The organism is Pseudomonas sp. Q12-87 (genome assembly GCF_001269755.1).
GTDB classification, from domain to species: Bacteria; Pseudomonadota; Gammaproteobacteria; order Pseudomonadales; family Pseudomonadaceae; genus Aquipseudomonas; species Aquipseudomonas fluorescens_S.
On the sequence record NZ_LHVI01000011.1, the window covers coordinates 173814 to 196498 of the forward strand.

Annotated in this window: 24 protein-coding genes and 1 pseudogene; 21 read left to right on the forward strand and 4 right to left on the reverse strand. The window is 60.9% G+C overall.

From position 1 onward, the window contains the following. Window positions 1-3: 3 nt before the first annotated feature. The 15 genes from mltG (at window position 4) to araH (ending at window position 14048) form a co-directional block, all read left to right on the forward strand. Complete coding sequence (gene mltG, locus AD663_RS07385; RefSeq protein ID WP_003179408.1) at window positions 4-1164, forward strand: endolytic transglycosylase MltG; 1161 nt, start codon at window positions 4-6, stop codon at window positions 1162-1164. Window positions 1165-1183: 19 nt separating this feature from the next. Then, window positions 1184-1816: a dTMP kinase gene (tmk, locus tag AD663_RS07390; RefSeq protein WP_003179410.1), complete on the forward strand. Its 633-nt coding sequence runs from the start codon at window positions 1184-1186 to the stop codon at window positions 1814-1816. Then, window positions 1809-2795: a DNA polymerase III subunit delta' gene (locus AD663_RS07395; RefSeq protein ID WP_053213491.1), complete on the forward strand. Its 987-nt coding sequence runs from the start codon at window positions 1809-1811 to the stop codon at window positions 2793-2795. The genes tmk and AD663_RS07395 overlap by 8 nt, the downstream gene beginning before the upstream one ends. Before the next feature lie 32 nt (window positions 2796-2827). After that, window positions 2828-3184, forward strand: a complete 357-nt coding sequence (locus tag AD663_RS07400) for a PilZ domain-containing protein (protein WP_053213492.1) — start codon at window positions 2828-2830, stop codon at window positions 3182-3184. 10 nt (window positions 3185-3194) lie between these two features. Then, entirely contained in the window at window positions 3195-3989 is a 795-nt protein-coding gene (locus tag AD663_RS07405) for a TatD family hydrolase (protein ID WP_053213493.1), read from the forward strand. Between the two features lie 384 nt (window positions 3990-4373). Next, window positions 4374-5012 carry a TetR/AcrR family transcriptional regulator gene (locus tag AD663_RS07410; RefSeq protein WP_003179418.1) on the forward strand — a complete coding sequence of 213 codons (639 nt, stop codon included), beginning with the start codon at window positions 4374-4376 and terminating at the stop codon, window positions 5010-5012. A gap of 138 nt (window positions 5013-5150) precedes the next feature. Then, window positions 5151-6119: a GTP 3',8-cyclase MoaA gene (locus AD663_RS07415; RefSeq protein ID WP_053213494.1), complete on the forward strand. Its 969-nt coding sequence runs from the start codon at window positions 5151-5153 to the stop codon at window positions 6117-6119. A gap of 119 nt (window positions 6120-6238) precedes the next feature. After that, a complete protein-coding gene (locus AD663_RS07420; protein ID WP_003179422.1) occupies window positions 6239-6844 on the forward strand; it encodes a DUF4823 domain-containing protein in 606 nt (201 codons plus the stop codon). A 15-nt stretch (window positions 6845-6859) separates the two neighbouring features. Then, window positions 6860-7420: a DUF1285 domain-containing protein gene (locus AD663_RS07425; RefSeq protein WP_003179424.1), complete on the forward strand. Its 561-nt coding sequence runs from the start codon at window positions 6860-6862 to the stop codon at window positions 7418-7420. A 176-nt stretch (window positions 7421-7596) separates the two neighbouring features. Beyond that, window positions 7597-8343: a FadR/GntR family transcriptional regulator gene (locus AD663_RS07430; RefSeq protein WP_003179426.1), complete on the forward strand. Its 747-nt coding sequence runs from the start codon at window positions 7597-7599 to the stop codon at window positions 8341-8343. Continuing rightward, the gene (locus AD663_RS07435) at window positions 8340-9215 is read left to right on the forward strand and encodes an SMP-30/gluconolactonase/LRE family protein (RefSeq protein ID WP_003179427.1); all 876 of its coding nucleotides are present in this window, start codon (window positions 8340-8342) and stop codon (window positions 9213-9215) included. The genes AD663_RS07430 and AD663_RS07435 overlap by 4 nt, the downstream gene beginning before the upstream one ends. 236 nt (window positions 9216-9451) lie before the next feature. Further along, window positions 9452-10270: an SDR family oxidoreductase gene (locus AD663_RS07440; protein WP_003179429.1), complete on the forward strand. Its 819-nt coding sequence runs from the start codon at window positions 9452-9454 to the stop codon at window positions 10268-10270. Between the two features lie 174 nt (window positions 10271-10444). Beyond that, complete coding sequence (locus AD663_RS07445) at window positions 10445-11449, forward strand: substrate-binding domain-containing protein (protein WP_003179430.1); 1005 nt, start codon at window positions 10445-10447, stop codon at window positions 11447-11449. A 75-nt stretch (window positions 11450-11524) separates the two neighbouring features. Further along, window positions 11525-13069 carry an L-arabinose ABC transporter ATP-binding protein AraG gene (gene araG / locus AD663_RS07450; protein WP_003179431.1) on the forward strand — a complete coding sequence of 515 codons (1545 nt, stop codon included), beginning with the start codon at window positions 11525-11527 and terminating at the stop codon, window positions 13067-13069. 10 nt (window positions 13070-13079) lie between these two features. After that, window positions 13080-14048 (forward strand): L-arabinose ABC transporter permease AraH, encoded by a 969-nt coding sequence (araH, locus tag AD663_RS07455; protein ID WP_003179432.1) that lies wholly within the window; start codon window positions 13080-13082, stop codon window positions 14046-14048. A gap of 110 nt (window positions 14049-14158) precedes the next feature. Here the strand turns inward: araH and AD663_RS07460 are convergent. Next, window positions 14159-14540, reverse strand: a pseudogene (locus tag AD663_RS07460) (Rho termination factor N-terminal domain-containing protein). A gap of 32 nt (window positions 14541-14572) precedes the next feature. Next, window positions 14573-14917: a hypothetical protein gene (locus tag AD663_RS07465; protein WP_003179434.1), complete on the reverse strand. Its 345-nt coding sequence runs from the start codon at window positions 14915-14917 to the stop codon at window positions 14573-14575. A gap of 178 nt (window positions 14918-15095) precedes the next feature. Between AD663_RS07465 and AD663_RS07470 the strand changes: the two genes are divergently transcribed. Further along, window positions 15096-15578 carry a GNAT family N-acetyltransferase gene (locus AD663_RS07470; RefSeq protein ID WP_003179435.1) on the forward strand — a complete coding sequence of 161 codons (483 nt, stop codon included), beginning with the start codon at window positions 15096-15098 and terminating at the stop codon, window positions 15576-15578. Between the two features lie 5 nt (window positions 15579-15583). Here the strand turns inward: AD663_RS07470 and AD663_RS07475 are convergent, their stop codons facing one another. Continuing rightward, window positions 15584-16216, reverse strand: a complete 633-nt coding sequence (locus AD663_RS07475) for a glutathione S-transferase family protein (protein WP_003179436.1) — start codon at window positions 16214-16216, stop codon at window positions 15584-15586. A gap of 189 nt (window positions 16217-16405) precedes the next feature. Here AD663_RS07475 and AD663_RS07480 point away from each other — a divergent pair, with 189 nt between their 5' ends. From AD663_RS07480 to AD663_RS07500, 5 genes are all read left to right on the forward strand, one after another. Next, entirely contained in the window at window positions 16406-17386 is a 981-nt protein-coding gene (locus AD663_RS07480) for a 2-dehydro-3-deoxygalactonokinase (RefSeq protein WP_003179437.1), read from the forward strand. A 19-nt stretch (window positions 17387-17405) separates the two neighbouring features. Beyond that, window positions 17406-18026: a 2-dehydro-3-deoxy-6-phosphogalactonate aldolase gene (locus AD663_RS07485; protein ID WP_003179438.1), complete on the forward strand. Its 621-nt coding sequence runs from the start codon at window positions 17406-17408 to the stop codon at window positions 18024-18026. A gap of 48 nt (window positions 18027-18074) precedes the next feature. Further along, on the forward strand, window positions 18075-19223 hold the full coding sequence (gene dgoD / locus AD663_RS07490) for a galactonate dehydratase (RefSeq protein ID WP_003179439.1): 1149 nt from the start codon (window positions 18075-18077) through the stop codon (window positions 19221-19223). A gap of 191 nt (window positions 19224-19414) precedes the next feature. Next, window positions 19415-20725 carry an MFS transporter gene (locus AD663_RS07495; RefSeq protein ID WP_003179440.1) on the forward strand — a complete coding sequence of 437 codons (1311 nt, stop codon included), beginning with the start codon at window positions 19415-19417 and terminating at the stop codon, window positions 20723-20725. Between the two features lie 59 nt (window positions 20726-20784). Beyond that, window positions 20785-21588 carry an IclR family transcriptional regulator gene (locus AD663_RS07500; RefSeq protein ID WP_003179441.1) on the forward strand — a complete coding sequence of 268 codons (804 nt, stop codon included), beginning with the start codon at window positions 20785-20787 and terminating at the stop codon, window positions 21586-21588. A 6-nt stretch (window positions 21589-21594) separates the two neighbouring features. Here AD663_RS07500 and AD663_RS07505 read toward each other — a convergent pair whose 3' ends face one another. Further along, window positions 21595-22647 (reverse strand): NAD(P)-dependent alcohol dehydrogenase, encoded by a 1053-nt coding sequence (locus AD663_RS07505; RefSeq protein ID WP_003179442.1) that lies wholly within the window; start codon window positions 22645-22647, stop codon window positions 21595-21597. Window positions 22648-22685 lie beyond the last annotated feature (38 nt).

Consider the following 22685-nt stretch of genomic DNA (forward strand, 5'->3'; position numbering starts at 1 on the left):
TTCGTGAGACGTAAATTCTTGCTGCTGCTGGAGACCGGACTGGTTCTGGCAGGGCTGTTGTTGGGTGCTTCGGCCTGGAAGATTCATTCGGCGCTGCAACAGCCGTTGAACATCACCCAGGAAGAGATGCTGGACGTGCCCAACGGGACCACCCCGACCGGAACCCTCAAGCGCCTGGAAGCCGACGGGCTGATCAAGGATGCCTTCTGGCTGCGTATCTATTGGCGCTTCAATCTGGCCGACCAGCCGCTGCATACCGGTGAGTACCGGATGGTGCCGGGCATGACCATGGAAGGCTTGATCGGTGTCTGGAAGCGCGGCGAGGTGGTGCAATACAGCGTAACGCTGGTGGAAGGCTGGAATTTCCGTCAGGTGCGTGCCGCGCTGGCCAAGGATGAAAAACTCCAGCAGACCCTCGCCGGCTTGAGCGACAGCCAGGTCATGGAGCGTCTAGGTCATTCCGGGGTATTTCCCGAAGGTCGGTTCTTCCCGGATACCTATCGCTTCGTGCGCGGTACGTCGGACGTCGACCTGCTGAAAAAAGCCTACGACCGGCTGGAAGACGTGCTGGCCAAGGAGTGGGCGCAGCGTGCAGCGGACGTGCCTTACACCCAACCCTATGAAGCGCTGATCATGGCGTCGCTGGTGGAAAAGGAAACGGGCGTGCCCCAGGAGCGCGGACAAATCGCCGGTGTGTTCGTGCGGCGCATGCGCCTGGGCATGCTGCTGCAGACCGACCCCACGGTGATCTATGGTTTGGGCGAGCGCTACACGGGCAAACTCACCCGTGCCCATTTGAAAGAAGAAAATCCCTATAACACCTACTTGATCCCGGGGTTGCCGCCGACGCCGATTGCGATGGTGGGGCGCGAAGCGATTCATGCCGCCTTGAACCCGGCGTCGGGCAACAGCCTGTACTTTGTCGCTCGCGGTGATGGCAGCCACGTGTTTTCCGATGACCTGGAGTCGCACAACAACGCGGTGCGCGAATTCCAACTCAAGCGCCGCGCCGATTACCGCTCCAGTCCGGCTCCGGCCGCGCCGGAAGGACAGGCGCCGATTCCCGCTGCGTCGCCCGATACAGCGCCCGAAGCCGTGCCCCAGGTGCCTCCTCAGGAGCCTGCGCCGGGACCGAATGCCAGCGAGCCGCCGAGCCCGCAATGACTTTGATTAAGGACTGCCCGTGACTGGCTTGTTTATTACGCTGGAAGGCCCCGAAGGCGCGGGCAAGAGCACCAATCGCGAATACCTGGCAGAGCGCCTGCGAGCGGCCGGCATCGAGGTGGTGCTGACCCGCGAGCCGGGCGGTACGCCGCTGGCCGAGCGGATCCGCGAAGTGTTGCTCGCGCCCGTTGAGGAAGTGATGAACCCCGACACCGAGCTGTTGCTGGTGTTCGCTGCGCGGGCGCAGCACCTGGCCGAGGTGATTCGCCCGGCGCTGGCCCGTGGCGCCGTGGTGCTCTGCGATCGTTTTACCGATTCGACTTATGCTTATCAGGGCGGTGGCCGGGGCTTGTCCCTGGAGCGCATCGCCGTACTGGAATCCTTCGTCCAGGGGGACCTGCGACCAGACCTGACCCTGGTGTTCGACTTGCCGGTGGAAATCGGCCTGGCCCGCGCCAGTGCCCGGGGGCGGCTCGATCGTTTCGAGCTTGAAGGCCAGGCGTTCTTCAATGCGGTGCGCGATGCCTTCCTGGGGCGCGCCAAGGCCGATCCGGCGCGTTATCTGCTGATCGATGCGGCGCAATCGCTGACCCAGGTCCAGCAGTCCCTGGATGGCTTGCTGCCGCGTTTGTTGGAGCGTGCCCGTGGCTGAAGCCTATCCCTGGCAGGACGGCTTGTGGCAGCAGCTGGCCGGTCGAGCCCAGCATGCCCATGCCTATCTGCTGCATGGTCCGATCGGTATCGGCAAGCGGGCACTGGCCGAGCGCCTGATGGCCAGCCTGCTGTGCCAGCGCCCAGGGCCTTCGAATGCATGCGGCGAATGCAAGTCCTGCCTGTTGCTCAAGGCCGGTAGCCATCCCGACAATTACGTGCTGGAACCGGAGGAAGCGGATAAGGCGATCAAGGTCGACCAAGTCCGTGATCTGGTCAGCTTCGTGGTCCAGACCTCGCAGATGGGCGGACGCAAGGTGGTGCTGATCGAGCCTGTCGAGTCGATGAACATCAACGCCGCCAACGCCCTGCTCAAGAGCCTTGAGGAACCTTCCGGCGATACCGTGCTGTTGCTGGTCAGTCATCAGCCGAGCCGCTTGCTGCCGACCATCAAGAGTCGTTGCGTGCAGCAGGCCTGCCCGTTGCCGAGCGAGGCGATGAGCCTGCAATGGCTGGCCCAGGCCTTGCCCGACAGCACCGATGAAGAACGTGTCGAGCTGCTGACCCTGGCGGCCGGCTCGCCCCTGGCGGCGGTCAGTCTCCAGGCCCAGGGCGTGCGAGAGCAGCGGGCGCTGGTGGTGGACGGCGTAAAAAAACTGCTCAAGCAACAACAATCCCCCACGCAACTGGCCGAGGGCTGGAACGCTATCCCGCTGCTGTTGCTGTTCGACTGGTTCTGCGACTGGTCGAGCCTGATCCTGCGTTATCAACTGACCGAAGACGAGGCGGGCCTGGGTTTGACGGACATGCGCAAGGTGATCCAGTACCTGGCGCAAAAAAGCAGCCAGGATAAAATCTTGAACATCCAGGACTGGATCCTTGCCCAACGTCAGAAGGTGCTGGGCAAGGCGAACCTCAACCGCGTGCTGTTACTCGAGGCGCTGTTGGTGCAATGGGCGGGATTGCCTGGTCGAAACTGACTAGACTCAGCTCAATCGCAGCGGAGATCAGCATGAACGAACCTGTCAGTCCCGGGCCACGCAATGGCATCCTGTCCCTGACCATCAAGGACAGCTCGGTGCTCTATGCCGCCTACATGCCCTTCATCAGAAATGGCGGCCTGTTCATCCCCACCAACAAGAATTATCGCTTGGGTGATGAGGTGTTCATGCTGTTGAGCCTGATGGATGAACCGGAGAAAATTCCTGTCGCCGGCAAGGTCATCTGGATAACTCCCAAGGGTGCCCAGGGCAATCGGGCCGCCGGCGTTGGCGTGCAGTTCAACGACGGTGACAATTCGGCCCGCAATCAGATCGAAACCCACTTGGCCGGCTCGCTGAAGTCCGACCGTCCCACTCATACGATGTAGTCGGCCTTTTATGCTTGTAGATTCCCATTGTCATCTCGACCGTCTCGATCTTTCCGTCCATGACGGCTCCCTGGATGCTGCGCTGGACGCGGCCCGCCAACGCGGTGTCGGGCACTTCCTGTGCATCGGCGTCAGCGCCGACAACGCAGCCGATGTCAAGGCGCTGGCCGAGCGTTACGCCGATGTCGATTGCTCGGTCGGCATCCACCCGCTGGACGTCAAGGCCGATGCCGCGCCGGCGCTCGATTGGCTGCTGCGCGAGCTGGATCATCCTCGGGTGGTCGCCATTGGCGAAACCGGCTTGGACTATCACTACGAACCGGAAGCTGCGCAAGTACAACAGGCGTCGTTCCGGTTGCACCTGGAGGCGGCGCAGCAGACCGGCAAACCGGTGATTATCCACACCCGCGGCGCCCAGGCCGATACGCTGGCCTTGCTGCGCGACGCCGCGTTGCCCCAGGCCGGTGTGCTGCATTGCTTCACGGAGGATTGGGACATGGCCAAGGCTGCGCTGGACATGGGCTATTACATCTCGCTGTCGGGCATTGTGACGTTTCGCAACGCCGACGCCTTGCGTGACGTCGCCAGTAAAGTGCCGGCCGATCGCCTGTTGGTGGAAACCGACTCGCCGTACTTGGCACCGATTCCGTATCGCGGCAAACCCAACCTTCCGCAATACGTTCGGGAAGTGGCCGCATTCCTGGCGATGCTGCGCGGCGAGTCCTATGAACGCTTCGCGGAACAGACGACGGAAAATTTTAAGCAATTGTTTCCACTGGCCCATGTCCGGCCAGCGCAGGGCTGAGTTTTGCGCAAAAAAAACCCGGGTTCTGGGGGGTGAATCCGGGTTAAGACCATTAGGAGTAAAACAAAGGCACGCGGTCCGTTGGTACCTTTATCGGCGCGTCACTTGGGGGAGATGTCGCGCCGACAGTTCAAGTATTGATCAGTATGCGGGCGCGTCCAGTCTGGCCGGGGTGGTTTTTAAACAAATTTGGAATACGCTCGCTTCGGATAAGTTCTCACCATAGCCAGGGCGTGCCGGGGCGGCGTTTCGGCCTCGCAAGCGTGCAGCGCGACCTGTACGGTTTTGTGAAGAACTGTGGTCGAGAACGGATGATCCGTGCATTTTTGCGTAAGTTAGGCATAATACCCGGCTTCGAATTTTGACCCTTCAGACCTTTTTCTTATGCACAAAGAACCCCGTAAGGTCCGTGAGTTTCGTCGCCGCGAGCAGGAAATTCTCGACACCGCGCTCAAGTTGTTCCTCGATCAGGGTGAAGACAGCGTCACCGTCGAGATGATTGCGGATGCCGTGGGTATCGGCAAAGGCACGATTTATAAACACTTCAAGTCCAAGGCCGAGATCTACCTGCGCCTGATGCTCGATTACGAGCGCGATTTGAACGAGCTGCTGCATTCGGCCGATGTGGACAAGGACAAGGAGGCCCTGTCCCGGGCCTACTTTGAGTTCCGCATGCGCGACCCCCAGCGTTACCGCTTGTTTGACCGCCTGGAAGAAAAAGTGGTCAAGGGCAACCAGGTGCCGGAGATGGTCGAGGAGCTGCACCGGATCCGTGCCTCGAACTTCGAGCGCCTGACGCTATTGATCAAGGGCCGGATCAGCGAAGGCAAGCTCGAGGACGTGCCACCGTATTTCCATTACTGCGCTGCCTGGGCGCTGGTGCACGGCGCGGTGGCGCTATACCACTCGCCGTTCTGGAGCAATGTATTGGAAGATCAGGAAGGGTTCTTCCAATTCCTGATGGACATCGGTGTGCGCATGGGCAACAAGCGCAAGCGCGACACCGATGTTCCGAGCAGCTGAGTCATTCAGATGTCTTATTGCGCCATGTCCGCTTACATGGCGCAGTGCCCCAGGAATATACTCAGGCTTGGGTCTTGCGAAAACTTGAGTTTCAGGTCAAGTTTCGTCGGCCCGATTCTTCTTTCGCCGGAGTGATCCATGATCGTTGACCGTCAAGGCAGGCGTTTCCGCAATTTGCGGATCAGCCTGACTTCTGCCTGCAACTACGCTTGTACCTACTGCGTGCCTGACGGCAAGCGGCTGGTGGCTGCGCAGGATGAATTGTCGGCCGAGGCGATGGCGCGGGGCGTGGCGTACCTGATCGAAGCCGCCGGTATCGAACGGCTGCGCATCACTGGCGGCGAGCCGCTGGTCAGCCCCAAGCTCGAACGTTTCATGACGGCAGTGGGGCAGATGGGCCTGGAGGACATCAGCCTGACCACCAATGGCCAATTGCTGGCGAAAAAGCTGCCCTTGCTGGTGGACGCCGGTATCCGTCGCATCAACGTGTCCCTCGATACCTTGGACCCTGCCGCGTTTCGCAGTATCGCCCGCGGTGGCGACCTGGCGACGGTGCTCGATGGCATGGAGCAGGCCCGGGCGGCGGGGATGAAGATCAAGGTCAACATGGTGCCGTTGCGTGGACAGAACCTGGATCAGGTAATGCCCTTGCTCGAGTATTGCCTGGAACGTGGCTATGAACTGCGTTTCATCGAATTAATGCGCATGGGGCACCTGGCTTCTGATTCCAACGCTTTTTTGCAGCAGTTTGTCAGCCTCCAGCAACTGCTCAGCCTGATCGGCGATCAATACGAGTACCTGCAAGCCGATGCACCGGTGGATGCCACCGCCGTGCGCTATGAGATTCCCGGATTAGGCTACTTCGGCGTGATCGCCAACGAAAGCGTGCCGTTCTGCCGTACCTGTTCGCGGCTGCGGTTGTCTTCTACGGGTTGGCTGCATGGCTGCCTCTCGTCGAGCAACCGTCACTTCGTCGGCGACCTGCTGGACAAGCCCCGTCACCAGGCGTTGCCTGCGCTCCAGCGCTTGCTGGTGAAGGCATTGGGAGACAAGCAGGAGGTGGCGTTTTCTGGCGGTGCGACCATCATGAAAATCATCGGCGGCTGATCAAACTCCCGGGTCAGCCTGTGATTCAAGGCTGAAACACACCTGTTCCATGAGCTGGCGCAAAAGCTGCATCCCACGACCATTCGCCGGTTTTCCGACACCGGTTTCTGGAGGGTAGGATGCGTAGCCTGGTTTTGCTGCTGGCCGTTTTGGTGCTTGGCGGTTGCATGAATGTCAGCGACATGGGGGAGGGGGTTCGTTATCACATGAGCGACGCCGGCCTGCTCGACCACAGCGACAGCCGTCGTGTGAACAATTTGCGCATTCAGCCGGACTCGTTCATTTACATTGCCCAAGGTGCATTCGCGCCGCCTGGCAGCGCCTATCCGCGTCCGAATGTCGTGGCCGAAGAGGCTTTCAACGGTTTCATTGAGTATTTCCCCATGGTCCGTCGTGCCCGTGGGCCCGAAGGCCTGGATGAGGCCATGGGCGAGGCCCGCGCCGCCGGTGCCCACTATTTGCTCTATACCCGCTTCGCCAAGGCAGATAACCGCATCGGCAACACAGATGAATGGCTGGATGAGGAAGCCGTGGATCGCCTGGGTGTCGACACCAGCGTGATTCAAATCATGTTGATCGAGACCAGCACCCAGTATTTGATTGATACTGCACGCATCAAGAGTCGTGGCGGTTTACTGACACTGCACGACAAGCAACCACAAGACCTCATTGCCACGCCGTTGCGTGAATACGCCCGCAGCCTGTTGGGGATGAGCGACGAGTAATGACCAGGAGTCACCATGAGCGGACCGCAAAAAGCCAATGATTTGTTGGGGCAGATCCCCAAGACCAAAGGCCTGCCGCCGGTCCACTTGTGGAATCCCGACTTCTGCGGCGACATCGACATGCGCATCGCCCGGGACGGGACCTGGTACTACCTGGGTACGCCCATCGGGCGCAAGCCGATGGTCAAGCTGTTCTCCACCATCATCCGCCGCGACGGCGATGATTATTTCCTGATTACCCCAGTAGAAAAAGTCGGCATCAAGGTCGACGACGCGCCATTCGTGGCCGTGACCCTGGAGGTCGAAGGTGAGGGCGACGGGCAATTGCTGCGCTTCACCACCAATGTCGACGAAACCACTGAGGCCGGTGCCGAGCATCCGATGCGGGTGATGATCGACCCTCAAACCCAGGAACCTGCCCCCTACGTGCACGTGCGCAGCAATCTCGAAGCATTGATTCATCGCAACGTGTTCTACCAACTGGTGGAGCTGGCGGTCAGTCGCGAGATCGATGGGCAACGCTGGCTTGGGGTCTGGAGCGGCGGCGTGTTCTTTCCCATAGGCCTGGAACCGTAACTCTTGTGGGAGCCGGCTTGCTCGCGAAGGCACTGGCACATCTAATATCTTCTCAACTGACCCACCGCTATCGCGAGCAAGCTCGCTCCACAGGCGGTTTACGCAAAATTCAAATTGACAGCCAATCATATGATCATTAGCGTGGGTCACCATCATGCGTGGCCCACGGGGTTTTCATGTCCAGCAGTTTTCATGCATCGACCGTCGATTGGCTGGGTGGCTGGATAGCTGCCGGCGAGGTCAAGCCTGGGCAGACCATCAAGGTCGAGGCAGACCTGGGCCAGCAACTGGGCGTCAGCCGTACCGTCATTCGTGAGGCGATCAAGACGCTGGTGGCCAAAGGCATGCTCGAAGTCGGGCCGAAAGTCGGCACGCGGGTACTGCCGGTGCGGCGCTGGAACCTGTTCGACCCGCAAGTGGTTGGCTGGCTGTCACGCAGCGGCCTGCCGGAAAACTTCGTCGATGACCTGCTGGACCTGCGTCGTACCATCGAGCCGATGGCGGTACGTTGGGCCTGCGAACGGGCCACCGCCGATCAGGTTCAGGCGATCCGCCTGGCCTACCATGCACTGGAGCGGGCCGTGGACAGCGGTTCTGATTACAACCGCGCCGACCAGTTTTTCCACGAATGCATCCTGGCCGCCAGCCACAATCAATTCATAGAACAGATGGTCCCGGCCCTGGGGGCGTTGCTTGCCGTGTCATTCGAGGTGTCGGCCGCCGACCCGGATGAACTGCGCCGTACCTTGCCCATCCATAAGGATATCGCCGAGGCCATCGCCGCCCGCGATGCGGCGCGGGGCGTCTGGGCCTGCATGACCCTGATCGATAACGCTGACCTGGCCATCAAGCGCTTTTACCCCAATGTCATGGCCGGTCGAACCGAGAACACCGGGCACACCGGGAACGGGAGATTTCAATGAAGTGGACGGCACTTACCGAGCATCGGGCGCAACTGGGCGAAGGGCCCTTCTGGGATGAGCCGACCCAGGCATTGTATTGGGTCGATATCGCCGGCAAGCAGGCGTTGCGGCTGATCGGCGCCAACGTTCAGATCTGGCAGATGCCCGAGCATGTGTCCGCGTTCATACCCACCCAAAGTGGTGACGCGCTGGTGACCCTGAGCAGTGGCGTGTACCGGCTGGACCTCGATTCGCCAGGCCTGGAACCGAGGTTGACGCTGCTGTGCATGGCCGATCCCCAGCCAGGCAACCGCGCCAACGAAGCCCGTTGCGATGCCTTGGGCCAACTCTGGCTCGGCACCATGCAGAACAATATAGGTGAAGAGGGCGAGGATTTGCCCATCGAGCGGCGGTCCGGTGGGCTGTTTCGCGTCAGCGCGGATGGACGGGTCATGCCATTGCTGCGCGGGCTGGGCATCCCCAACACCTTGCTCTGGAGCCCCGATGGCACCACGGTGTATTTCGGCGAAAGCCTCGACGGCACGCTGTATCGGCACTTTATCTATCCGGAAGGCAACCTGGCGCCTGCCGAAGTCTGGTTCGGCCCCCACCCGCGGGGCGGGCCGGACGGCTCGGCAATGGATGCGCGGGGTTATGTCTGGAATGCACGTTGGGACGGCAGTTGCTTGCTGCGGTTGCATCCGGACGGCCATGTCGATCGGGTGATCGAGTTGCCGGTCAGTCGCCCCACCAGTTGCGTGTTCGGAGGGCATGACCTCAAGACGCTGTACATCACCACGGCGGCCAGTCCGTTGGGTCATCCGCTGGACGGCGCGGTCCTGTCCATGCGGGTGGATGTGCCGGGAGTGGCCTGCACGAGGTTTGCTGGCTGAATCCCAAAATATGGGATGTAAATATATATATTGAGATTATTTGGTGGCCGGGTTTATAGTCGGCTCCATCAGCAATACGCACTCACACTAAAAAAACAAAACAGGTGAAGCGATGCAACGATCTTCCCCCGTACGCCCCAGCGGCGTACGCGAGCCACTGCTTCTTCAAGCGCCTTTGGGCCGGTCATCGATGGATGCCCAGTTTTTGTCGTGCCTGGGCGCAGGAGCCTTGAGCCATGGCTGAGCCGCTTGTCCTGCCACCTGTGCCGGAGCCGCCAAAGGGCGAACGGCTGAAGGGCAAGGTCGTGCTGCTCACGGGAGCCGCGCAAGGCATCGGCGAGGCAATTGTCGCGGCGTTCGCTTCGCAACAGGCTCGCCTGGTGATCAGCGACATTCAGGCCGAGAAGGTCGAGGCCCTGGCCGCCCAATGGCGAGCGCGCGGGACGGATGTGCAAGCGCTCAAAGCCGATGTGTCGAAACAGCAGGATTTGCAGGCCATGGCCCGTCGTGCCGTCGAACTGTACGGTCGTATCGATGTGCTGGTGAACTGCGCGGGTGTGAACGTCTTCCGCGATCCGCTGGAAATGACCGAGGAAGATTGGCGCCGCTGCTTCGCCATCGACCTGGATGGCGCCTGGTACGGCTGCAAGGCGGTATTGCCGCAGATGATCGAGCAGGGCGTGGGCAGCATCATCAACATCGCTTCCACCCACTCGTCCCACATCATTCCCGGCTGTTTCCCTTACCCGGTGGCCAAACACGGCCTGCTGGGCCTGACCCGCGCCCTTGGCATCGAATACGCGCCCAAAGGGGTTCGCGTCAACGCCATCGCACCGGGCTACATCGAAACCCAACTGAACCTCGACTACTGGAACGGCTTTGCCGACCCCCGAGCCGAACGCCAACGTGCACTGGACCTGCATCCGCCACGCCGTATCGGGCAACCGATCGAAGTGGCCATGACGGCCGTGTTCCTGGCCAGTGACGAAGCACCCTTTATCAATGCCTCATGCATCACCATCGATGGGGGACGTTCGGTCATGTACCACGACTGAATATTTCCGAATTGCAGTCGGAAACTCGCCTGTCATTCAATCATCATACGATATGACTATTCAGGCCTATGCTGTGTAGCAACTTGATGTAACCGCCCAGCCTGCGCTTTTCCACCGATGGTGGAGCAGATCCCTGGACGTTTGGCTTTCAATAAAAAAAACAAGGAGTCAACTATGAATCATCGTCGTGGGATCCGTTCCCTGTGCCGCGCCGCCCTGGCGGTAACCGCAGTCAGCCTCAGCAGCAGCTTGCTGGCGGCTGATCCGGTAAAAATCGGTTTCCTGGTCAAACAGGCCGAAGAACCCTGGTTCCAGACCGAATGGGCGTTCGCCGAGAAGGCGAGCAAGGACAAGGGCTTCGAGCTGATCAAGATCGCGGTGCCTGATGGCGAGAAAACCCTCTCGGCCATCGACAGCCTCGCCGCGAATGGCGCCAAGGGCTTCGTGATCTGCCCGCCAGACGTGTCCCTCGGCCCGGCCATCATGGCCAAGGCCAAGCTCAACGACCTCAAGGTCATTGCCGTGGACGACCGATTCGTCGATGCCAGCGGCAAGTTCATGGAAGACGTGCCGTACCTGGGCATGGCCGCATTCGAGGTGGGCCAGAAGCAGGGCGCAGCGATGGCCGCTGAAGCGAAAAAGCGTAATTGGGATTGGAAAGAAACCTACGCGGTGATCAACACCTTCAACGAACTGGACACCGGCAAGAAGCGCACCGACGGCTCGGTCGATGCCCTGAAGAAGGCCGGGATGCCGGACGATCACATTCTCTTTACCGCACTCAAGACGCTGGACGTACCCGGCAGCATGGACTCCACCAACTCGGCCCTGGTGAAACTGCCTAGCGCTGCGAAAAACCTGATCATCGGCGGCATGAACGACAACACCGTGCTGGGCGGCGTACGCGCCACCGAAGCCGCCGGGTTCAAGGCGGCCAACGTGATCGGTATCGGTATCAACGGCACCGACGCCATCGGCGAACTGAAAAAGCCTAACAGCGGTTTCTTCGGTTCGATGCTGCCAAGCCCGCACATCGAAGGCTACAAGACCGCCGAAATGATGTTCGAGTGGATTACCACCGGCAAGGAACCGCCTAAATACACTGCCATGGACGAGGTGACGCTGATCACCCGGGAGAACTTCAAGCAAGAGCTGGAAAAAATCGGCCTGTGGAACTGACGGCTGGTTGATTCAAAAGCGGCCCTGGCCACATGAGTGGCGGGGTCGCTTGATCTCTGTAAGTTCGAGGTGGTTATGCAAGCGCAAACAGCGACACAGCAACACAACATTGGCGGCAGCTTGCGATTCAACGGGATCGGCAAGAGCTTTCCCGGCGTGCAGGCCCTGGCCAATATCAGTTTCGTTGCGCATCCAGGGCAGGTTCATGCCTTGATGGGCGAAAACGGCGCGGGCAAGTCCACGTTGCTGAAGATTCTCGGCGGCGCCTACATGCCGAGCAGCGGCGACTTGCAGATCGGCGAACAGACGATGGCGTTCAAAGGGACCGCCGACAGCATTGCCAGCGGCGTGGCGGTGATCCACCAGGAGTTGCACCTGGTGCCGGAAATGACCGTCGCCGAAAACCTGTTCCTGGGTCATTTGCCGGCACGCTTCGGCCTGGTCAATCGCGGCCTGCTGCGTCAGCAGGCGTTGAAGCTGCTCAAGGGCTTGGCCGACGAAATCGATCCTTTGGAAAAAGTTGGTCGCCTGTCCCTCGGCCAACGCCAATTGGTGGAAATTGCCAAGGCACTGTCCCGTGGTGCCCATGTCATCGCCTTCGACGAACCCACCAGCAGCCTTTCGGCACGGGAAATCGACCGCTTGATGGCGATCATCGCCCGCCTGCGGGACGAGGGCAAAGTGGTGCTTTACGTCAGCCACCGCATGGAAGAAGTCTTCCGCATCTGTAACGCGGTGACCGTGTTCAAGGATGGCCGTTATGTCCGGACCTTCGAGAACATGAGCGAGTTGACGCACGATCAGTTGGTCACGTGCATGGTCGGTCGCGATATCCAGGACATCTATGACTACCGTCCTCGGGAGCGCGGCGATGTGGCGCTGCAGGTCAAAGGCCTGTTGGGGCCGGGTTTGCGTGAGCCGGTAAGTTTCCAGGTGCACAAGGGCGAAATCCTTGGGCTGTTCGGGCTGGTCGGTGCCGGTCGTACCGAGCTGTTTCGCTTGCTCAGTGGCCTGGAGCGCCAGACCGAGGGTGGTCTTGTCCTGCACGGCAAGGATTTGAAATTGCGTTCGCCGCGCGATGCCATCGCAGCTGGCGTGTTGCTCTGCCCGGAAGATCGCAAGAAGGAAGGCATCATCCCGTTGGGCAGCGTGGGCGAGAACATCAACATCAGCGCCCGTCCGTCCCATTCGACCCTGGGTTGTCTGCTGCGCGGCGATTGGGAGCGGGGCAATGCCGACAAACAGATCAAGTCGCTGAAAGTGAAGACCCCGACAGCGGGGCAGAAAATCATGTACCTGTCCGGCGGCAATCAGCAGAAGGCGATTCTGGGTCGCTGGCTGTCGATGCCGATGAAAGTCCTGCTGCTGGACGAACCGACCCGTGGCATCGACATCGGCGCCAAGGCCGAGATCTACCAGATTATCCACAACCTGGCGGCCGACGGCATCGCGGTAATTGTGGTGTCCAGCGACCTGATGGAAGTGATGGGCATTTCCGATCGGATCCTGGTGCTTTGCGAAGGGGCCATGCGCGGCGAGCTGCCGCGCGACCAGGCCAATGAATCCAACCTGCTGCAACTGGCGCTGCCGCGCCAACGCGTTGCCGACGCGGCGAACTGAGAGGTAAATCATGACCATTCAAAACAATGCACTGCCAACGGCACGCAAACCCCTGGATATGCGCCGCTTCCTGGACGACTGGGTCATGCTGCTGGCGGCCATCGGCATCTTCGTGCTCTGTACGTTGATGATTGACAACTTCCTCTCGCCGCTGAACATGCGAGGCCTGGGCCTGGCCATTTCCACCACCGGCATCGCCGCCTGCACCATGCTGTATTGCCTGGCGTCCGGGCACTTCGACCTGTCGGTCGGCTCGGTGATTGCCTGTGCCGGTGTCGTCGCGGCGGTGGTGATGCGCGACACCAACAGCGTGTTCCTGGGCGTCAGTGCGGCACTGGTGATGGGGCTGATCGTCGGCCTGATCAACGGCATCGTCATCGCCAAGCTGCGGGTCAATGCGTTGATCACCACGCTGGCGACGATGCAGATCGTCCGTGGCCTGGCTTATATTTTCGCCAACGGTAAAGCGGTGGGCGTGTCGCAGGAATCGTTCTTCGTCTTCGGCAACGGCCAATTGTTCGGCGTGCCGGTGCCGATCCTGATCACCATCGTCTGCTTCCTGTTTTTCGGCTGGTTGCTGAACTACACCACCTACGGGCGCAACACCATGGCCATCGGTGGCAACCAGGAAGCGGCGCTGTTGGCAGGGGTGAACGTTGATCGCACCAAGATCATCATCTTTGCCGTGCATGGCGTGATTGGCGCGCTGGCTGGGGTCATCCTGGCGTCGCGCATGACCTCGGGCCAACCGATGATTGGCCAGGGTTTCGAACTGACCGTGATCTCGGCTTGCGTGCTGGGTGGGGTGTCGCTGAGTGGTGGTATCGGCATGATCCGCCACGTCATCGCCGGGGTGTTGATCCTGGCGATCATCGAAAACGCGATGAACCTGAAGAACATCGACACGTTCTACCAGTACGTCATCCGCGGCTCGATCCTGCTGCTGGCGGTGGTGATCGACCGCCTCAAACAACGCTGAAACCTGCCTGCACCGGACCGGCTCATCACGAGCCGGCCCGGTCTGTCGCACACCGATGATCCCTGTGGGAGCGAGCCTGCTCGCGAAGGCGTCTTCCCTGACGCCACAAATCACCCGGCCTTGCGCAACGCTTCGACCAGTTCCTGTTTTCGCATCTTGGACCGCCCAGGAATATTTTTCGCCCGGGCTTCTTTCATCAGGTTATCCACCGTCTGGGCCTCATGATGAGGCTTTGCTGGTGCGTGGGTGACCTTCGCGGGACTTGGCGGCGCGGCGGGCCGATTCCTTGCGGTCGGTTTTCTTTTCAGTGGCCGGTTTTTCCTTGCCTGAACCGCCGGAGCGTTCTCCGCCGCCGGACTGTTTGTTCACCGTCGCCCAAGCCCGCGCCTCGGCTTCGTTCTCCGACACACCCTTGTTCTCATAACTCTCTTCGATGTGCTCGGCCTTGCGCTTTTGCTTGTCGGTGTATTTGTCTTTGCTTCCACGAGGCATGGATTTTTCCTCCTCAAGTGTCTGAGCAGAGGCTACTGGCTGGCAGCGCCACCTTCCGAACCCGAACCACCGGTAGTGGTCTTCGAGCCCGTGCCAGTCTCGGCATTATCCGGAGCCGTAGAGTCCGGTGTATTCATTCCACCCTGACGACCTGTGTCATTACCCTGCACACGCGGATCGGTGCCGGTGGCGGGTGGCTGGCCATTGTTCAGGCCGCCGCCGGTGCCGTCGGTATTCAACTTGGGCAGGCCTTGCGTGGCTGGAGAATTAGGCGCCTGCACCGGATCGGTCGGTCCGGTGCCGGAAGTGGAAGCCGCGAAAGCCACTGAAGACAGCAGCGCGGCGAACGTGAATGCAGTCAGCCTTGAAGTGATCATGGTGTCGCCTCCATTTTTCCAAATGCTTACCTCATCTTGGGTCGCTGCAGTCTGAGGTTGGTGCCTTGGGGGCGACGAATGGCACGCTTGGGTGTAAGTCGTCAAATTTGCCGCGAAATGTGACGAGCGCCGTCCGGCGGCTTAGTATGGTGCTTTCCATTGGCTACAAGGCCTGTTCATGTCGATCGAAATCCGTCCTGCGCAACCCAGCGATGCGCCTCAAATCCTTGCCTTCATCACCGAGTTGGCCGATTACGAAAAGGCCCGCCACGAAGTCATTGCCAGTGTGGCCGACATCGAGCGCAGCCTGTTCAGCGAAGGCGCGACCGCCCATGGGCTGATCTGCCTGCGCGACGGCGTGCCGATTGGTTTTGCGGTGTTTTTCTTCAGTTATTCCACTTGGCTGGGCAGCAATTGCCTGTACCTCGAAGACTTGTACATCACCCCGGAACAGCGCGGTGGCGGGGCGGGCAAGACGTTGCTGCGCCACTTGGCAAAAGTTGCCTGCGACAACGATTGCGGTCGCTTCGAGTGGAGCGTGCTGGACTGGAACACCCCGGCCATCGAGTTCTACAAATCCCTCGGCGCGCAACCCCAGGAAGAATGGGTGCGCTACCGAATGGACGGCAAGGTGCTACGGGACTTCGCCCAAGGCAACTGAGCGGCTCACGAGTGCGCAGCGCACGCGTACTCGGCGAACCCCGGTCGTTGTTCGAGGCGCTCGCAATAGGCCGCCACCGCCGGATAGTCCGGACGCTCCATGGGCGTCTGGCGCCAGCGGTGCACGGACAGGCCGATGAGCACATCGGCGAGGGAGAAGTCCTTGCCGGCCACGTAGGCCCCGGTGCGATTCAATTGCTGCTCCAGCAAACCCATCTTGTCGTTCCAGCCCTTGATTCCGGCGGCGATGCGCTGTGGGTCCTGGCAATCCGGATCCTTGCGTACCAGGGCGTAAAACGGATATCCCCAAGATGGGTTGAGTTCCGTCGCCTGCCAATCCATCCATTGTTCGACCCGTGCCCGGGCGGCCGGCTCGACGGGCAATAAATCGCTGCGCCCATGCTTGCCTACCAAGTAGCGGCAGATGGTATTCGATTCCCAGAGCACGCCGTTCTCATCGATGATCACCGGGACCTGGGCATTGGGGTTCAAAGCCAGGAACGCCGGATCATGAGTCGAATTGAAGCCGATCCCCCAGTCTTCGCGTTCGTAAGGAATTTCCAGTTCCTGACACGTCCACAGTACCTTTCTGACGTTGATTGACGAAGTACGTCCGAGAATTTTCAGCAATTGTCCCATCACGTTTTCCCTGAGTGTTAAGGCATCCGATCAAAAAACGTAGCAGGCTCCCGGGCGGATGGCGATTGGCTTTTTATTGAAATTTCGCAATCCCAATATATGGGAGGCATATTTATATATTGAGATTTCGCCTCGCCCAGGTTTATAGTCCGTCTCACTCACTGCCAATAAACAGAACAGGTGAAGCGGATGCAGGCGCAATTGATCGCGCTCGATTGGGGGACTACCTCTTTACGGGCTTATAAACTCGGGGCCGGTGGCGAAGTGCTTGAACAGCGCGCGCTGTCGTCGGGGATCATGCAGTTGCCGTCCGGACCGCGAACCGTGGCCGGCCAGGCATGCGCCGACGGTTTCGAACTGGCCTTCGACGAGGCCTGCGGCGACTGGCTCGATGCCCAACCTGGCTTGCCGGTCATTGCCTGCGGCATGGTCGGCAGCGCCCAGGGCTGGCGCGAAGCGCCTTACTGCGATACCCCCGCCAACGTCGCCAATCTCGGACATTCCCTACAAACCGTGCGCAGTCTTCGCGGGGTTGTTGTGCACATCGTGCCGGGAGTGATCCAACGCTCACGCTTGCCCAATGTGATGCGCGGCGAAGAGACCCAGGTGCTCGGCGCCTTGCACAGCCTGCCGAGCGATGCCGTACTGATCGGCTTGCCGGGCAGCCACTCGAAATGGGTGGAAGTGGTCGACGGTTGCATCACGCATTTCGATACGTTCATGACCGGCGAGATCTTCGCCGTGCTCAGCGACCACAGCATTCTCGGCCGCACTCAACAGCGTGGCGCGACGTTCGACGGCCCGGCCTTTGATCGCGGCGTGCAGGTGGCGTTGTCGGTGGATGGCCAGATCGGCCCGTTGTCCACCGTGTTCAGCGCCCGCAGCCTGGGCTTGACGGGCGAACTGCCTGCCAGCGCCCAGGCGGACTATCTGTCCGGGCTGTTGATCGGCCATGAGCTGACCGCGCTGGCCACCGTACAGCGCCGTCGCCGTGACCGCATCCACTTGCCGACGGTGGTGCTGATCGGCAATTCGCAACTCTGCGCTCGTTATCAACGAGCCCTCGACGCCTGCGGTTTTGCCCGGGTGACCCTGGCCGAACAGGCCACCGAACGTGGCTTATGGCAACTGGCCGTGGCGGCCGGGCTGCTCGGCGCCACCGCTTCTTAACCTGACTGGAGGTCTGAACATGCTCACACAAGCATTGGCGCACAACGGGCTGATCGCGATCCTGCGGGGTTTGCGTCCCGAAGAGGCGGCCGCCATCGGTGAAGTCCTGTATAGCGCCGGATTTCGCGTCATTGAAGTACCGCTCAATTCCCCCGAACCGTACGAAAGTATCCGCATCCTGCGTAGCACCTTGCCCGCCGATTGCCTGATCGGTGCCGGTACCGTGCTTACGCCGGAGCAGGTCGAACAAGTGAAGGCCGCCGGTGGCCAAGTGATCGTCATGCCCCACAGCGACCCCAAGGTCCTGCGGGCGGCGAAAGCGGCCGGGCTGTACCTGTCGCCAGGCGTCGCCACGCCGACCGAAGCCTTTGCCGCACTGGCCGAAGGCGCCCATGTGTTGAAGATGTTCCCGGCCGAGCAAATGGGTCCGGCGGTGGTCAAGGCCTGGCTTGCGGTGCTGCCGGCCGGGACCGTGCTGGTGCCGGTCGGTGGGATTACGCCGGACAACATGGCGGTGTTCGTCGAGGCCGGCGTCAAAGGGTTCGGCCTCGGTTCCGGGCTGTTCAAGCCGGGGCTGACGGCGGAGGAGGTGGCGGTGCGCGCCAAGGCCTACGTGGCCGCGTGGAATGCCTTGAACTAAGACTTTTCCAGCGCCCCGTGCGCTGCATCTGACAAGAGAGACAACAAGATGAAAATCACCAAACTGACCACGTTTATCGTTCCACCGCGCTGGTGCTTCCTCAAGGTTGAAACCGACGAGGGCGTTACCGGTTGGGGCGAGCCTGTGGTTGAAGGCCGTGCCCACACGGTGGCGGCTGCCGTTGAAGAATTGTCCGACTACCTGATCGGCAAAGACCCACGCAACATCGAAGACATCTGGACTGTGCTTTATCGCGGTGGCTTTTACCGGGGCGGTGCCATTCACATGAGCGCCCTGGCCGGTATCGATCAGGCGCTGTGGGATATCAAGGGCAAGGCCCTGGGCGTGTCGGTCAGCGATTTGCTCGGCGGCCAGGTGCGCGACAAGATTCGCGTGTATTCGTGGATCGGTGGTGATCGCCCGGCAGACACCGCCCGAGCGGCGAAGGAGGCGGTGGCGCGGGGCTTCACGGCGGTCAAGATGAATGGCACCGAAGAGCTGCAGTTTCTCGACACCTTCGAGAAAGTCGACCTGGCCCTGGCCAACGTCGCGGCGGTACGCGATGCGGTCGGGCCGAACGTCGGCATCGGCGTGGACTTCCACGGCCGCGTGCACAAGCCAATGGCCAAGGTGCTGATGAAAGAACTCGACCCGTACAAGCTGATGTTCATCGAGGAACCGGTGCTCAGCGAAAACTACGAGGCTCTCAAGGAACTGGCGCCGCTGACCAGCACGCCGATCGCCCTGGGCGAGCGGTTGTTTTCCCGCTGGGATTTCAAGCGCGTGCTCAGCGAAGGCTACGTCGACATCATCCAACCGGATGCGTCCCACGCCGGCGGCATCACCGAAACCCGCAAGATCGCCAACATGGCCGAGGCCTATGACGTGGCGCTGGCGCTGCACTGTCCGTTGGGCCCCATCGCCCTGGCGGCGTGCCTGCAACTGGATGCGGTCTGCTACAACGCGTTCATCCAGGAGCAGAGCCTGGGTATCCACTACAACGAGAGCAACGACCTGCTGGACTACATCAAGGATCCGCAGGTGTTCGACTATGACAAAGGCTTCGTGAAAATCCCCAACGGCCCGGGCCTGGGCATCGAGATCAACGAGGAATACGTCATCGAACGCGCGGCCATCGGCCATCGCTGGCGCAACCCGATCTGGCGCCATGCCGATGGCAGTTTTGCCGAGTGGTGAGTGCCTAGACACCACTGTCCCCGTGGCGAGGGAGCTTGCTCCCGCTCGACTGCGCAGCGGTCGCAGAGATGTCAGCCCATACATCCAGGGGGCTGCTGCGCAGCCCAGCGGGAGCAAGCTCCCTCGCCACAGCTGTCGACTTGACTGCTCGTTCGTTCCGCCCCCAATAAACATAAAAAGAGGCACCTCCCATGCAAGCGCACCCCCTGAGCGCGCAGGCGTCATTGGTGACGCCCAGCCGCAAGCGTTTTTTCATCATGGTCCTGCTGTTCATTACCGTAGTGATCAATTACTTGGACCGCAGCAACCTGTCGATCGCCGCTCCCGCGCTGACCAGCGACCTGGGCATCGATCCGATCCACGTCGGGCTGATCTTCTCGGCGTTCGGCTGGACCTACGCCGCCATGCAAATCCCTGGCGGCTGGCTGGTCGACCGCGTACCCCCGCGCATTCTCTACAGCGTGGCGTTGCTGTTGTGGTCGGCGGCCACGGTGATGCTCGGTTTCGCCGCCAGTTTCATCGCGCTGTTCGTGCTGCGCATGGCCGTCGGTGCCCTGGAAGCGCCGGCTTATCCGATCAACAGCCGCGTGGTCACCACTTGGTTTCCCGAGCGCGAGCGGGCCACGGCCATCGGGTTCTACACGTCCGGGCAGTTTGTCGGGCTGGCGTTCCTGACGCCGGTATTGGCGTGGCTGCAACATGCCTTCGGTTGGCACATGGTGTTCGTGGCGACCGGTGCGGTGGGGATCATCTGGGCGGCGATCTGGTACGCGGTGTATCGCGAGCCACGGGATTTCAAGGGCGCCAATGCCGCTGAAATCGAACTGATCCGCGAGGGCGGCGGGCTGGTGGATATCCAGGCCGAAACGGCCAAGGCCAAGGCAAAATTCAGCTGGACCGACTTGGGTATCGTCCTGACCCAACGCAAGTTGTGGGGCATTTACCTGGGGCAGTTCTGCCTCAACTCTACGCTGTGGTTTTTCCTGACGTGGTTCCCGACTTACCTGGTGAAATATCGCGGCATGGATTTCATCAAGTCCGGCTTGCTGGCATCGCTGCCATTTCTCGCGGCGTTCGTTGGCGTGTTGTGTTCCGGATTCTTCTCCGACTGGCTGATCCGTCGCGGCGCTACCGTTGGGTTCGCGCGCAAGCTGCCGATCATTGGCGGGTTGTTGATTTCCACCTCGATCATCGGTGCCAATTTTGTTGAGTCGACGCCGTTGGTCATCGCCTTCCTGGCCTTGGCATTCTTCGGCAACGGCCTGGCGTCGATCACGTGGTCGCTGGTGTCGACCCTGGCGCCAGCACGGCTGCTTGGACTGACTGGCGGGGTGTTCAATCTCATCGGCAACTTGGCGGCCATCGCCACGCCGATCGTGATCGGCTTCCTTGCCAGTGGCGATTCGTTTGCTCCGGCCATTACCTATATCGCGGTTCTGGCATTGTGTGGCGCGCTTTCCTACATCCTGCTGGTCGGGAAGGTCGAGCGCATCGAGTTGTAGTCCTACGGGGCGGGCGACCATAATGCCGCCCGTTCCCCGCTCACTGTTGAAGGCCGGCTATGCAGCAAGACGATCCAAAAATTACCAGGGACGCCGCGCCCACAGGCACCCAGACATTGTTGCGTGGCCTGGGTGTGGTGCAGGCAGTTGCCAGCGGCGCCCGTGACTTGAAGGAAATCGCCCGGCTGATCGGCACCACCCGCAGCACCACCCATCGCCTCGCCAGTTGCCTGGTGGACGAACGTTACCTGCGCGTGGTGCCCCAAGTGGGTTACCTGCTGGGGCCGAAGCTGATCGAGCTGGGTTTCCAGGCCCGGGAAGAATTGCCGCTGGTGAGCCTGGCAGGGCCGTATCTGGACGAGCTGTCGGTGCTGACTGGAGACACCGTTCACCTGGCGATTCGCGAGGGCGACGAGGTGCTGTATCTGTTGAAGAATCCGGGGCGCAATGGTCCAGAGATGCGCTCGCGGGTGGGCCACCGCATGCCATTGGCGCGCACGGGAATCGGCAAGGCGCTGATGCTTGATGACTCTCAAGAACAGTGGAAAAGATTGTATGAAATCAGCCTGCCGGCCGGCGGGAAGAATCAGTTCTGGCCCCAGCATCAAGAGCAATCCTGGGAACAGTTCCATCAACGAATGGTGGAGTATGTGGCGGGGGGCTATGCCTTCGACCTGGAAGACAACGAACCGTCGATCCGCTGTGTGGCGGCGCCGATTCGCGACGCCGGCAAGCGCATCGTCGCCGGTATCAGCATCGCTAGCACCGTACCCTACATGCCGCTGGAAAAAATGGCCGAGCTGATTCCCCTGGTCAAAGGGGTCACAGCCCGGCTCTCGGCGGAACTGGGCGCCAAGGTCTGACGAAGGTCAGGCCTTGAGCGTTGCCATGTCGATGACGAAGCGGTACTTCACGTCTCCGGCGATCATGCGGCTGTAGGCCTCGTTGATCTGGCGGATGTCGAGCATTTCAATGTCGCAACTGATGTTGTGTTCGGCACAGAAATCCAGGACTTCCTGGGTTTCTGCGATACCGCCGATCAACGAACCAGCCAGGACGCGACGGCCCATGATCAAATTGGCCGCATGGACCGGCGGATCGATCGGCTCTACCAGGCCCACCAGGATGTGTACACCGTCGAACCGCAGGGTACTGAGGTAGGGATTCAGGTCGTGCTGCACCGGAATGGTGTCCAGCAGGAAGTGGAAGCGTCCGGCCGCAGCGGCCATCTGCTCGGCGTCGGTGGACACGATCACATGGTCGGCGCCCTGGCGACGGGCTTCTTCCGCCTTGCTCGCCGAGCGAGTGAACAGCGTTACTTCAGCGCCCATCGCCTTGGCGAACTTGATGCCCATATGGCCCAAGCCGCCCATGCCGAGCACGCCGACCTTGTCGCCGGCTTTCACGCCGTAGTGCTTGAGCGGGGAGTAGGTGGTGATGCCGGCACAGAGAATCGGTGCGGCGCCGGCCGGATCGAGCGCGGCCGGGATGCGCAGCACGAAGTGCTCGTTGACTACAATGCTGTTGGAGTAACCGCCCATGGTATGCCCGCCGCTGATACGATCCGGGCTGGCATAGGTCTGGGTCATGCCCTGGTAGCAGTATTGCTCCAGGTCAGCATGACAAGCTTCGCACTCGCGGCAGGAGTCGACCATGCAGCCAACACCCACCAAGTCACCGACCTTATAACGGGTGACATTCGCACCGACGGCGGTAACCTTGCCTACGATTTCGTGGCCGGGCATCAGCGGGTAGACCGCGATGCCCCATTCGTTGCGAGCCTGGTGGATATCGGAGTGGCAGACGCCACAGTAGAGAATGTCGATTGCCACGTCGTCGGCCTGTGGGCTGCGCCGCTCGAATTTCATGGGGGCGAGGGGCGCGGTGGGCGATTGAGCGGCGTATCCGATGGCGGTGTACATAATGAACCTCGCTAAACAGTGAACAGTGGTGAGGCGAT

Coding starts and splice junctions, on each gene's coding strand:
- AD663_RS07425 (WP_003179424.1), top strand. CDS start 6,860: ATGAGCGGACCGCAAAAAGCCAATGATTTGTTGGGGCAGATCCCCAAG.
- AD663_RS07410 (WP_003179418.1), top strand. CDS start 4,374: ATGCACAAAGAACCCCGTAAGGTCCGTGAGTTTCGTCGCCGCGAGCAG.
- AD663_RS07495 (WP_003179440.1), top strand. CDS start 19,415: ATGCAAGCGCACCCCCTGAGCGCGCAGGCGTCATTGGTGACGCCCAGC.
- araG (WP_003179431.1), top strand. CDS start 11,525: ATGCAAGCGCAAACAGCGACACAGCAACACAACATTGGCGGCAGCTTG.
- AD663_RS07435 (WP_003179427.1), top strand. CDS start 8,340: ATGAAGTGGACGGCACTTACCGAGCATCGGGCGCAACTGGGCGAAGGG.
- AD663_RS07430 (WP_003179426.1), top strand. CDS start 7,597: ATGTCCAGCAGTTTTCATGCATCGACCGTCGATTGGCTGGGTGGCTGG.
- AD663_RS07480 (WP_003179437.1), top strand. CDS start 16,406: ATGCAGGCGCAATTGATCGCGCTCGATTGGGGGACTACCTCTTTACGG.
- AD663_RS07470 (WP_003179435.1), top strand. CDS start 15,096: ATGTCGATCGAAATCCGTCCTGCGCAACCCAGCGATGCGCCTCAAATC.
- AD663_RS07415 (WP_053213494.1), top strand. CDS start 5,151: ATGATCGTTGACCGTCAAGGCAGGCGTTTCCGCAATTTGCGGATCAGC.
- AD663_RS07465 (WP_003179434.1), bottom strand. CDS start 14,917: ATGATCACTTCAAGGCTGACTGCATTCACGTTCGCCGCGCTGCTGTCT.
- araH (WP_003179432.1), top strand. CDS start 13,080: ATGACCATTCAAAACAATGCACTGCCAACGGCACGCAAACCCCTGGAT.
- AD663_RS07440 (WP_003179429.1), top strand. CDS start 9,452: ATGGCTGAGCCGCTTGTCCTGCCACCTGTGCCGGAGCCGCCAAAGGGC.
- AD663_RS07445 (WP_003179430.1), top strand. CDS start 10,445: ATGAATCATCGTCGTGGGATCCGTTCCCTGTGCCGCGCCGCCCTGGCG.
- AD663_RS07420 (WP_003179422.1), top strand. CDS start 6,239: ATGCGTAGCCTGGTTTTGCTGCTGGCCGTTTTGGTGCTTGGCGGTTGC.
- dgoD (WP_003179439.1), top strand. CDS start 18,075: ATGAAAATCACCAAACTGACCACGTTTATCGTTCCACCGCGCTGGTGC.
- AD663_RS07485 (WP_003179438.1), top strand. CDS start 17,406: ATGCTCACACAAGCATTGGCGCACAACGGGCTGATCGCGATCCTGCGG.
- AD663_RS07475 (WP_003179436.1), bottom strand. CDS start 16,216: ATGGGACAATTGCTGAAAATTCTCGGACGTACTTCGTCAATCAACGTC.
- AD663_RS07405 (WP_053213493.1), top strand. CDS start 3,195: ATGCTTGTAGATTCCCATTGTCATCTCGACCGTCTCGATCTTTCCGTC.
- AD663_RS07400 (WP_053213492.1), top strand. CDS start 2,828: ATGAACGAACCTGTCAGTCCCGGGCCACGCAATGGCATCCTGTCCCTG.
- AD663_RS07500 (WP_003179441.1), top strand. CDS start 20,785: ATGCAGCAAGACGATCCAAAAATTACCAGGGACGCCGCGCCCACAGGC.
- AD663_RS07505 (WP_003179442.1), bottom strand. CDS start 22,647: ATGTACACCGCCATCGGATACGCCGCTCAATCGCCCACCGCGCCCCTC.